General features: G+C 34.3%; 12 protein-coding genes. 6 read left to right on the plus strand and 6 right to left on the minus strand.

Features of this window, described 5'->3' with window-relative positions; all coding sequences use genetic code 11:
• Positions 1–106: 106 nt before the first annotated feature.
• From K8V80_RS10585 to K8V80_RS10600, 4 genes are all read right to left on the minus strand, one after another.
• Positions 107–1,045, minus strand: coding sequence for an NAD(P)H-dependent flavin oxidoreductase (locus K8V80_RS10585; RefSeq protein WP_276777826.1), 939 nt, complete (start codon positions 1,043–1,045; stop codon positions 107–109).
• 64 nt (positions 1,046–1,109) lie between these two features.
• Positions 1,110–1,640, minus strand: coding sequence for a DUF4943 domain-containing protein (locus K8V80_RS10590; RefSeq protein WP_006744441.1), 531 nt, complete (start codon positions 1,638–1,640; stop codon positions 1,110–1,112).
• Positions 1,641–1,810: 170 nt separating this feature from the next.
• Positions 1,811–2,668, minus strand: a complete 858-nt coding sequence (gene nadC, locus K8V80_RS10595) for a carboxylating nicotinate-nucleotide diphosphorylase (protein WP_006744440.1) — start codon at positions 2,666–2,668, stop codon at positions 1,811–1,813.
• Positions 2,661–3,050, minus strand: coding sequence for a DUF4783 domain-containing protein (locus tag K8V80_RS10600; RefSeq protein WP_006744439.1), 390 nt, complete (start codon positions 3,048–3,050; stop codon positions 2,661–2,663). The genes nadC and K8V80_RS10600 overlap by 8 nt, the downstream gene beginning before the upstream one ends.
• Before the next feature lie 107 nt (positions 3,051–3,157).
• Between K8V80_RS10600 and rlmH the strand changes: the two genes are divergently transcribed.
• Complete coding sequence (gene rlmH / locus K8V80_RS10605; RefSeq protein ID WP_040310129.1) at positions 3,158–3,631, plus strand: 23S rRNA (pseudouridine(1915)-N(3))-methyltransferase RlmH; 474 nt, start codon at positions 3,158–3,160, stop codon at positions 3,629–3,631.
• Positions 3,632–3,811: 180 nt separating this feature from the next.
• On the opposite strand, the gene K8V80_RS10610 is transcribed toward rlmH, so the two are convergent.
• Positions 3,812–4,492 (minus strand): queuosine precursor transporter, encoded by a 681-nt coding sequence (locus tag K8V80_RS10610; protein WP_006744437.1) that lies wholly within the window; start codon positions 4,490–4,492, stop codon positions 3,812–3,814.
• A gap of 300 nt (positions 4,493–4,792) precedes the next feature.
• The gene (locus K8V80_RS10615) at positions 4,793–6,250 is read right to left on the minus strand and encodes an OmpP1/FadL family transporter (protein WP_006744436.1); all 1,458 of its coding nucleotides are present in this window, start codon (positions 6,248–6,250) and stop codon (positions 4,793–4,795) included.
• Between the two features lie 225 nt (positions 6,251–6,475).
• Here K8V80_RS10615 and K8V80_RS10620 point away from each other — a divergent pair, with 225 nt between their 5' ends.
• The 5 genes from K8V80_RS10620 (at position 6,476) to K8V80_RS10640 (ending at position 10,503) form a co-directional block, all read left to right on the plus strand.
• On the plus strand, positions 6,476–7,477 hold the full coding sequence (locus K8V80_RS10620; protein ID WP_006744435.1) for a 2-hydroxyacid dehydrogenase: 1,002 nt from the start codon (positions 6,476–6,478) through the stop codon (positions 7,475–7,477).
• Positions 7,478–7,537: 60 nt separating this feature from the next.
• On the plus strand, positions 7,538–8,182 hold the full coding sequence (gene pdxH / locus K8V80_RS10625) for a pyridoxamine 5'-phosphate oxidase (RefSeq protein WP_276777833.1): 645 nt from the start codon (positions 7,538–7,540) through the stop codon (positions 8,180–8,182).
• Between the two features lie 65 nt (positions 8,183–8,247).
• Entirely contained in the window at positions 8,248–8,979 is a 732-nt protein-coding gene (locus K8V80_RS10630) for an MBL fold metallo-hydrolase (RefSeq protein ID WP_276777835.1), read from the plus strand.
• 12 nt (positions 8,980–8,991) lie between these two features.
• Positions 8,992–10,101, plus strand: a complete 1,110-nt coding sequence (locus K8V80_RS10635) for a DUF4468 domain-containing protein (RefSeq protein WP_276777837.1) — start codon at positions 8,992–8,994, stop codon at positions 10,099–10,101.
• A 21-nt stretch (positions 10,102–10,122) separates the two neighbouring features.
• Positions 10,123–10,503, plus strand: coding sequence for a VOC family protein (locus tag K8V80_RS10640; RefSeq protein WP_006744431.1), 381 nt, complete (start codon positions 10,123–10,125; stop codon positions 10,501–10,503).
• The last annotated feature ends 95 nt before the right edge of the window (positions 10,504–10,598 follow it).

A 10,598-nucleotide genomic window follows, 5' to 3' on the forward strand; every position in this document is an offset into this window, starting at 1 on the left:
TTTTACGATAGCTACAAAAATAGATTATTCCGATTGAAATGTGAAATCTAATACTCGCTAATCCCAGTAAGTAATGCTATTTTATAGCAATAGTTTTATTCTTAAATTACCAAGCGTAATTTTTCTTTAAAGCTGCTGCATGAGAAGAGATCAGATCTTTCATCACTTCTTCTACACTTTTTGATTCTCCACATAAAGAAGCAATTTGACCAATTTCAATTTCTCCTTCATCGAGTTCACCTTCAAAAATACCTTTTTTGGCTCTTCCTCTTCCCAAGAGTTCTCTTAGTTCTTCTACAGATGCTCCTTGGTTTTCAAGTTCTTCCACTCGATCACGAAAATCATTTTTAGCCAAACGAGTTGGTGCAATTTGCTTAAGATGGAGTTTGGTATCTCCTTCTTTAAGATTCACACACATCTCTTTAAACTTATCATGAGCAGAGCTTTCTTGAGTTAGGGCAAAACGTGTACCTATTTGTACTCCATCAGCACCTAAGGTTTGCATCGCTAAAATGGCTTCTCCTGTGGCAATACCACCTGCAGCTATTAACGGCAATTCGGTTACAGCTCTTACTTGTGGAATAAGGCAAAGTGTAGTAGTTTCCTCACGCCCATTGTGTCCGCCTGCTTCAAAGCCTTCAGCCACTATAGCATCAACTCCTGCTTCTTCACTTTTCTTTGCAAATTTAGAAGAAGATACTACATGAACTACTTTTATTCCTCGCTCTTTCAACCATGAAGTCCATAGTTTCGGGTTTCCTGCTGAAGTAAAAACGATTGGAACTTTTTCTTCAGCAATAATATTCATTATTTCCTCCAATTGAGGATACATTAAAGGCACGTTAACACCAAAAGGTTTTGAAGTTGCTTCTTTGCATTTACGAATGTGTTCTCGTAGTACATCAGGATACATTGAGCCAGCGCCCAATAATCCTAACCCACCAGCATTACTTACAGCAGAGGCCAAACGCCATCCGCTACACCATACCATACCCGCTTGTATTATAGGGTATTCAATTCCAAAAAGAGATGTAATTTTATTCATGTCATTCATTTTAGCTATGAAAAGAACAACACCTAAGAACATTTAGTTCGCTTAGAACCTGCTTTTACCACCACTGGTAACCTGTTCCACAGAGAGGGTCATCAAAGCATGGATCAATAGACCACCGAGTCTTAGGATAAGATCTGTTCTCCCACCATCGTTTATAATGAACAGAGGCATCAATTACTTCTTCATCAGTTAAGAAATATTGAGCTTCATAATTATCTGCATTGACTCTGATTAAGTGACAGCCTAAGGAAGCATAATCACCTATACGAATAGATTCTACGATCCACAACATACATTCGCCTAAGCGAATTTCACCACCTACATAAGGAGATATAGGAGGCAAGGGAAAAGATTGAATAAGAGTAAGATCAGTAGAATAAGATAATAATTTAGGGATATCTTCCGACTTAAAATTGGGCACCTCTACAAAGCCTTCTGGGCTCTGTGTTTGATAAGTACCCGCTTTCAATTGTTTAACAAATAGGTCGACATCTGGATTATCGAAATCCAGTGTATTATTACTTCCACAACTACCCAAAGTACATAGAAGCACCATGAATAATACCATTCTTACCAATTTGCTCATTGTCTCAATATGCCCTTTATAAATAGCATTTTATAACTAAAACACCTTTTTTATCTAAGTTTTACCCTTATTATTCAACTGAATACAAATATAAGTTAAAAAAAACTCTTCCTTGCTATTTTAACAAATAAAATAACGAGGAAGAGTAATCTATTTATTCTTTTTCTAAATTAGCAAGCTTTAAAGCTCATATCTAGACCTTTCACTGAGTGTGTTAAAGCTCCTACCGATATAAAATCCACACCACACTCGGCATAATCTCTTAATGTTTCAAAAGTAATACCACCCGAAGATTCTGTTTCCACACGACCAGCAATTATGTCAACTGCTTTTTTAGTGTCTGCAGGAGTAAAATTATCGAGCATAATTCGATCTACTCCACCAAGCTCTAACACTTGGTTTAATTCATCAAAGTTTCTCACTTCAATTTCGATCTTTAAATCCTTATTATTCTCTTTACAGTATTTTTTGGCTCCAAGAATAGCCTTGTCAATACCTCCTGCAAAGTCAACATGATTGTCTTTTAATAAAATCATATCAAATAAGCCTATGCGATGGTTTACGCCACCTCCAATTTTAACGGCTTCTTTTTCAATCATACGAAGCCCTGGAGTAGTTTTACGAGTATCAAGGACTCTTGTCTTGGTTCCTTTTAATGCTTGAACATACTTATTTGTCATTGTAGCTATACCACTCATTCGTTGCATAACATTCAACATCAAACGTTCTGTTTGTAGTAAAGACTGAATTTTCCCTTCTACAAGCATAGCTACATCACCTGGTTTTACATGAGAACCATCTTGTATAAAGACTTCAACTTTTAAGGATGAGTCGAAACGATTAAATATTTCTTTAGCCATTTCAATTCCTGCAAGTACTCCTTCTTCTTTGATTAGAAGTTTCGATTTGCCCATTGCAGTTTCAGGAATACTAGACAATGTAGTATGGTCTCCATCGCCTATATCTTCAGCGAAAGCAAGGTCAATTAATCTATCGATCAATTCTTGTTTTTCTAATATCTTACTCATTTGCTTTATCTATTCTTATTTGATGAATAAAAAAGTTATTGTTTTCTTTTTTGAAGAAACAGTTTACACGATATTTATCTTTAGTAGATTGTAATGAACCAATGATATAGCCTGATTCATCACGCACACTAGTATGCTTTATTTTAAAAGATTGAATTTGAATAGTCTTAAAAAAATCGGCAATTTTTTCGACAGCTTCCTGTTTCTTTACTCTAGATTGCTGATTAAGAATACAAGTAGAAACCTCCTCACTCAAGTGGTTAGTTAGCAAGGATGCTTGCCCTTGCTCAAAAGCTTTTACAATATCATCATTCACGTTTTGAGCCACAAGATGTGTAGAAAGACTACAAATTATTAACCACAGAAAGACTTTTAATTTCATAGTTATATAGGTTTGTAATATGGCAAAGTTAAGGAAAACTTGTAATAAACAATAAAAAAGCCCTAATTTTGGAAATCAATTCGTTTTTCAATCCAAAACAATCAAAGATGAAAGTTACCTTATTAGTAGTAGGTCGCACAGTTGAATCTCATTTTATAAAGGCAATCAAAGATTACACTCAACGCACACAACGCTATATCTCTTTTGATATGCAAGTTATACCAGAGCTAAAAAACACCAAGAATATCACCTTCGAACAACAAAAAGCCAAAGAAGGAGAAATGATATGCAAAGCTCTGTCTCCTAGTGATTACATTGTTTTGCTCGATGAACACGGCAAAGAAATGAGATCAATAGAGTTTGCCGAATGGATAGAAAAAAAGATGATGACCGTGAATAAAAGACTCGTCTTCATTATTGGTGGTCCGTATGGGTTTTCACAAGAGGTTTATAAACTAGCCAACGAAAAGATGTCACTCTCCAAAATGACGTTTTCACATCAGATGATACGTCTTATTTTTATTGAACAATTATACCGAGCTTTAAATATATTAAAAGGTGGTCCGTACCACCATGAATAAAGAGGATATGAGCAATTTGTATTACCGATATGAAACTAACATGTCGGTGTCATGATGATATCATGTCGGTGTTAAGATGATATCATGTCAGGGACCTATAAACTAATAATAGGGTTGTATTTATGCACAAATACAACCCCATTATTAGTTACTCTGATGAATTTATAGATGATTGATGAATTAGATATCTTTTATTTTAAATACATTGAAAGAAATATCTCTATCATAAGCATCAACACCTTCTACTTTCTTTATATATTTTACTACTCGAATAGTAATCGGCAATACTAATACTTCATAGAATGATTTCAAGAAAATCTGAATGATCATCAATTTAAAAATCAATGACCATCCCATCTGTCCACCAAATGCAATAGGAAAGAAAATCAATGAATCTGCAGTTTCACCCACTATGGTAGACCAAATAGCACGAGCAGAGAAGTTTTTCCCTCCACTAGCTATTTTCATCTTACTCATGACATACGCATTCAAGAAAGAACCTACTAAAAAAGCAAGGAAACTTGCTAATGCAATACGAGGAGCTAAACCAAAAATAAAATTAAAGTGCGGACCCCCATCCCACTCTGCAGCAGCAGGCAACATGGTGGTAAGATAACCAATGGCCACAACAAAAAAGTTTAAGAAAAAACCAGACCAAATAATAAGTCTTGCTTTTTTAAATCCCCAAACTTCAGCTATACAGTCATTTATGATATAAGATATAGGAAATAAAAGAAGCCCTCCAGTTATTTTCAAACCAAAAAGATCAATAACTTTAGTTTCTAACAAGTTGGAAGCAATTAAACTCACAACAAAAATCATGCCGAGCAGCATGAATAAAACGGATACATTTTTCTTCATTACATCTTGTTTTTTACGTGGTTTACCAAGCACACGGATATTTACTACCTATATAGTAAGGTGAGAATAAGGAGTAAAATCATCGTACTATTATAAATTGGACTGCAAAAGTACATATTTATAATGACTTCACCATAAATGATTCTAAGAGTTTTTTATAAAAAGGCTCTACTCACATTTCTGTAAATAGAGCCTTAAGCTATCTGGTTTAAAATAAAATCGGATGGGCTATTTGAGATTTATTGCAGTAAATCACTTATATAACTTCATCTTCCTCAACTAAAAACCTATTATTTAATACTAAAACGAAAAGTCTAAACCGACACCAAACACTTTATTTGTTCTTGAGAATACATCCATTCCAGGAAGATTAGTTCCATTATAATTGTCTGTATTTTTGGTGTGTTTGCCATAATCAGTCCAGAAATAGGCTACGTTTAGTTTTACATTTTCAGCTAACATAAAGCCAGCACCAAAGCCATAAGACATTGAACTAACAGCAAAACTCATATCAGACTGATAATTATCAGTTACACCATATTTAGTACGTTGAAGACCACCACTCACTTGAGCCCAGCGACAAATATCCCATTCTACACCACCTAAATACTCATTAGTACCTTGCTTAATATGATCTTGTTTATTATCAGCCATTTTTGCATGTGTATCAAAGAAATGGTTATAACCCACAGAAGCTCTTAATGTAGGAAGTATTCTATAAGTTGCACCTACTGTCAAGACACTAGGAATATCATTGGGGGTATTCACACCATGCTTAAATTTTCCAGTTGTATCGTGTTTTGTCTTATTTTCTACATTCAACTTAGTATTCATTTCATACTTAATACCTGCATCCCATTTACCACTTCTAAAATGAAGACCTATAATCGGAGTTACCCCCCAACCAGACTGAGTACAGTCTAATTCTTGATCACCAGCTCTTTCCGCTGTCTTTTCTATTTTAGCAGAAAGCTGTCTGTATTGCTCTGCTTCTTCGAGCTTACCTTGAGCTTGAAGAAACCCTGCTGTATAAAGCATTTCTTTAGCTAAAGAGTTCATATAGGGAGCTACTTCTACCATTTCTTTCCCACCAATATTAGCAGAAATATCACGTACATAGCCATAATACTCATTACTTACATAGTTCATACGCACACCACCATACACAGACCAGTTTTCATTAATTTGGTAAGCAGCACCCATTTGAAGTCCATAAATAATTTGAGATCCCTCCATATATGAATCTAAACGATACTTACTAGTACCAGGAAAATCTTTTGATAATAGATTTGGTAAAAGTGCTACATTGGATTCAAATGAAGCTAAGCCATCATCGAAAGTAGCTTTTCCACCACCTCCTGTTACAGAGAAACTTCCTGAGAAAGTCCAATGTCCATTTTTATAGGCGCCAAAGAGACTTGGAATAATAGGAGCAGAAGCATCTCCTTTAAATTTTTTGGTGTAGTTACCTTTATTATCTACACTTCCTGCAAACCCAGGAAATTTTTCATTTCCAAAAGTAGAATGTATAGTACGAGTTTGAAAAGCACTCTGACCATTTAGCGAAAAACTCCATCCTTCTTTTAAAAAGCCTGTACCAGCAGGATTATAATAAATAGCATCAATTTCGGTAGATGATTGACGTGCCAAATATCTTAAATAAGTGATATGCTGATTCGTATTGGTTAATAAACCACCTGCGAATGTTGCAAACGAAACAACAATCAAGGCACTAAACAGAAGTAATTTCTTTACCATAAAATCTTTTTATTGATTAACAGCCGGCAAAGGTAGAAGAAAAATGCACAATACCAATTATTTTGTGCATAATTTAACTACAATACTACAAATCTATTTCATTTACAACCATTTTATAGTTAACCAATTTTATAAATATTCACTTTTCATATTATATATAAGTAAAACATTCTTATCTTTGCGACGTTTATTATATTTTAAGGTAAAAAAATTATAGATTGTAAAATGGGTATTAAAATCGCATTTTTTGGCTCTCAGCCATACGATAAAACATCTTTCAAAGAAGCCAATGAAGACTACGGCTACGACTTACGTTTTTATCAAGGTAACCTAAGTATTAACAACATTCTATTGACACAAGGGTGTGACGTAGTGTGTATTTTTGTAAATGATAATGCTAATGCTAATGTAATTGAGCAATTAGCAAAGAACGGAGTAAAACTACTTGCACTACGCTGTGCAGGATTTAACAATGTAGACCTAGAGGCTGCAGATAAATTTGGTATTAAAGTAGTACGTGTACCTGCTTATTCTCCTTATGCTGTAGCAGAACATACTGTAGCTTTAATGCTAGCTCTTAATCGCCGTATACCAAGAGCTACATGGAGAACGAGAGATGGAAACTTTTCTCTAAATGGTCTATTGGGTTTCGATATGCATGGCAAAACTGCAGGTATTATTGGAACTGGCAAAATTGCAAAGATCCTAATTAACATATTAAAAGGATTTGGTCTAAATATATTAGCTTATGATTTGTACCCAGATACTAAGTGGGCTGAACAAGAAGACATTAAATATGTTACATTAGATGAATTATATCAAAAAGCAGATATTATATCTCTTCACTGTCCGTTGACAGATGACACTAAATACCTGATTAATAACTATTCAATAGGTAAAATGAAGGAAGGTGTTATGATTATAAATACAGGACGTGGTCAACTTATAAATACAAATGCACTAATTGCTGGTTTAAAAAGCAAAAAAGTGGGTTGGGCAGGACTTGATGTTTATGAAGAAGAAGGAGAATATTTCTACCAAGATAAATCAGATCGTATTATTGATGACGACGTTTTAGCTCGTTTATTATCATTCAATAATGTGATTGTTACCTCACATCAAGCATTCTTTACCAAAGAAGCTTTGAGTAACATATCACATACAACTTTACAAAACATAAAAGATTTCTCAGAAGGAAAAGAGCTAGTGAATGAAGTTACCCTATAATACTCTGATATGCTATCCTAAATAACAAGGTATAGCACTAACTTTTAAATAAAGTCAATTATGGATTTAAATTTAAGATCTGTAAGGCAAGAGTATACAAAAAAAGGATTGTCTGGGAAAAACATCCCGGATAATCCTTTTTTATTATTTGAGCAGTGGCTACAAGAAGCTATGGAACAAGATGTAAATGAACCTACAGCAATGCTTGTTGGCACAGTTTCTCCAGAAGGGCACCCTGCTACTCGCACAGTCTTACTTAAAGAATTAAGAAACGAGGAATTCGTATTCTATACCAATTACAATAGTAGAAAAGGGCGACATCTCCAAAACAATCCAGCTATTTCCTTAAGCTTTGTATGGCATGAACTAGAACGTCAAGTGCATATAGAAGGCTTTGCCGAAAAAATAGCTCCTGAAATATCTGATGAGTACTTCCATTCTCGTCCTTATAAAAGTCAAATAGGTGCAAGAATATCACCGCAAAGCCAACCTATTCCTAGCCGATTTAAACTAATGAGAGAGTTTGTTATGGAATCTTCAAAGTGGATCGGAAGACAAATTGAGCGACCAAGTAATTGGGGTGGTTATGCCGTAAGACCAACCCGAGTAGAGTTTTGGCAAGGTAGGCCCAACCGACTTCATGATCGCTTTTTGTACGAAGAACAAGCCAATGGTAACTGGGGAGTAAATAGACTTGCTCCTTAAGTAAACTTAAGAAGTTGGAAAGTTGTTCTATCTTTATAGTATCAACATACAAAAGAAACTAAATTATGAAACTTCATTATATATTTCACAGCGGATTTGCTATTGAGACAGATGACACGGTTGTGATTATAGACTATTTTCAAGATTCTAGTGATCAAAAAATAAACACAGGTATTGTAAATGACAAACTCTTACAGTCTGGTAAAAAAATATATGTACTGAGTACTCATGCACACCCCGATCACTTTAATCCCTTTATCTTAGAATGGAGAAACAAGAACCCCAAAATACAATACGTTTTTTCTAAGGATATCTTAGATCATAGATTATGCAAGAAAACAGATGCTGAATTTATAGATAAAGGAGATTCTTATGAAGATGACACATTAAGTATTGAAGCTTTTGGCTCTACCGATCAAGGTATATCTATGCTTATCCACATCAATAAATCATTAATATTCCATGCTGGAGATCTTAATAACTGGCATTGGAAAAGTGATGCATCTGAAGAGGAAAGCCTAGAAGCAGAACAATTTTACTTAGCAGAGCTAACAGAGATTTACAGAAAGTATAAAGTCATGGATTTAGTTATTTTCCCTGTAGACCCTAGAATGCAAAAAGATTATTATTTAGGAGCAGAGCAATTTATAGAAAAAATAAGTACAAAGTATTTTACTCCTATGCATTTTGACTATGAGTATAAAGAAGCATCTGCATTCAAGGCTATAGCCCAAAAAAACGGAGCTAAATTTCTTGAAATAAAAGAAAAGGGACAAACTTTTGAATTGGACTTATAATAAAAACAGAATATGAAACCTTTGAATTATTTACTCACATTTATTTTACTCCTAGGAGTTGCAGTTCCTAGTTTCGCTCAAAGAGAACAAGAGAAATACTTAGCAGGAGCAGTTCCTGAAATTGACGGGAAAGTTATTTTCACAGAAAACGTACATATTCCAAACACAAAGAAAGAACAGATTTTTAATCAAGCAGAAAAGTGGATGGAAAAACGTTTTAACACGCAAATGAGCCGTGTTGTTTATAAAGACATGGATGAAGGGACTCTGGTTGCACTAGGTAATGACACAATCGTCTTTAAATCGGCTTTTCTATCATTAGATCAAACAGCAGTCACCTACCAGTTTATTGCTCAAGTGAAAGATGGAGAATGCAATCTCAAAGTAGATAAAATATCATATACCTATGGTCAAAACGAACGCTTTACAGCCGAGGAAATGATATCTGATAAACAAGCCTTAAATAAATCGCAAACTAAGTTAGTAAGAGGTCTATCAAAGTGGAGAGTTAAAACTATCGATTATTTTGACGAACTTTTTGAAGATGCGACAAATGCTCTTTACGAAATTGCTCCAAGAGAAAATATAGGATTAGCACCTCATCCAGCTGTTAGTCAAAGAGAGATGAAACCTACAACTGTAGAAATAAACAAGCCATCAACAAATATTGGTTCAGCAGAAAAAGTTATTCCTGCGGCAACATTTGCAGGTACTACAGCTACAATTAATTCCACAGATATAAATTTACCTAAAAATGTTTATGAGCAAACAGGAAATAGTAACCTAGTCATCACCATTACCAAAGATGGGGAATATTACAATATACCTATTGATGCAATAGAATTTGGATACGCATTTGGCAAGCCTATAGCAAGTGTATTTGTTCCTTTTGGATCGGAATTATATGATGCTCTTGAAAACAGCAATACATTTAGTATCAGCCTATATAGCAAAGATAATGCAAGTAAAGACAAGGCTAACCTTAAAGTAGTATGCAAAAAAATTCTATCTCAATCTATCACTCCTGAATCTATTGTAGATCAAAGTTTAAGAAAAGAACTTGGAGCTAAGGCCCTCCAAAAATTCTATATAGGTGAGATTATAGATGTATGGAGTAAGTAATACTTTTAATATTAAAATATCATGAATGTACAAGCTAGATTTGATCATTTCAATATCAATGTAACAGATTTAAACAGAAGTATAGAGTTTTATGGTAAAGCTCTAGGATTAAAAGAACATCATCGTAAACAATCAAAGGATGGTTCTTTCGAACTTGTATACTTAACGGACAATAAGACTGGTTTTTTATTAGAGCTTACTTGGCTTAGAGACCATAAGGAAGCCTACGAGTTAGGAGAAAATGAAAGCCATTTATGCTTTAGAGTTCCTGGAGATTATGATGAGGTTCGCAAATACCATAAACAATTAGATTGTGTATGCTTTGAAAACCAAGAAATGGGACTCTACTTTATTATTGATCCAGACGGATATTGGATTGAGATACTACCAGAAAAGTGGTAATCAACCAACACCATAATTTTAAAAAGCGAAGATATCTTCGCTTTTTTTTATGCTTTAGAATAAAGAAAGTGTAAAGATTAAATGAGTCTAACCGA

It is taken from the genome of Bacteroides coprosuis, assembly GCF_020741705.1.
GTDB classification, from domain to species: Bacteria; Bacteroidota; Bacteroidia; order Bacteroidales; family Bacteroidaceae; genus Bacteroides_E; species Bacteroides_E coprosuis.

What these genes read in the sequence shown, in the direction of transcription:
- K8V80_RS10585 (WP_276777826.1), bottom strand. Translation starts at nt 1,045, where the DNA reads ATGAATAAAATTACATCTCTTTTTGGAATTGAATACCCTATAATACAA.
- K8V80_RS10590 (WP_006744441.1), bottom strand. Translation starts at nt 1,640, where the DNA reads ATGAGCAAATTGGTAAGAATGGTATTATTCATGGTGCTTCTATGTACT.
- nadC (WP_006744440.1), bottom strand. Translation starts at nt 2,668, where the DNA reads ATGAGTAAGATATTAGAAAAACAAGAATTGATCGATAGATTAATTGAC.
- K8V80_RS10600 (WP_006744439.1), bottom strand. Translation starts at nt 3,050, where the DNA reads ATGAAATTAAAAGTCTTTCTGTGGTTAATAATTTGTAGTCTTTCTACA.
- rlmH (WP_040310129.1), top strand. Translation starts at nt 3,158, where the DNA reads ATGAAAGTTACCTTATTAGTAGTAGGTCGCACAGTTGAATCTCATTTT.
- K8V80_RS10610 (WP_006744437.1), bottom strand. Translation starts at nt 4,492, where the DNA reads ATGAAGAAAAATGTATCCGTTTTATTCATGCTGCTCGGCATGATTTTT.
- K8V80_RS10615 (WP_006744436.1), bottom strand. Translation starts at nt 6,250, where the DNA reads ATGGTAAAGAAATTACTTCTGTTTAGTGCCTTGATTGTTGTTTCGTTT.
- K8V80_RS10620 (WP_006744435.1), top strand. Translation starts at nt 6,476, where the DNA reads ATGGGTATTAAAATCGCATTTTTTGGCTCTCAGCCATACGATAAAACA.
- pdxH (WP_276777833.1), top strand. Translation starts at nt 7,538, where the DNA reads ATGGATTTAAATTTAAGATCTGTAAGGCAAGAGTATACAAAAAAAGGA.
- K8V80_RS10630 (WP_276777835.1), top strand. Translation starts at nt 8,248, where the DNA reads ATGAAACTTCATTATATATTTCACAGCGGATTTGCTATTGAGACAGAT.
- K8V80_RS10635 (WP_276777837.1), top strand. Translation starts at nt 8,992, where the DNA reads ATGAAACCTTTGAATTATTTACTCACATTTATTTTACTCCTAGGAGTT.
- K8V80_RS10640 (WP_006744431.1), top strand. Translation starts at nt 10,123, where the DNA reads ATGAATGTACAAGCTAGATTTGATCATTTCAATATCAATGTAACAGAT.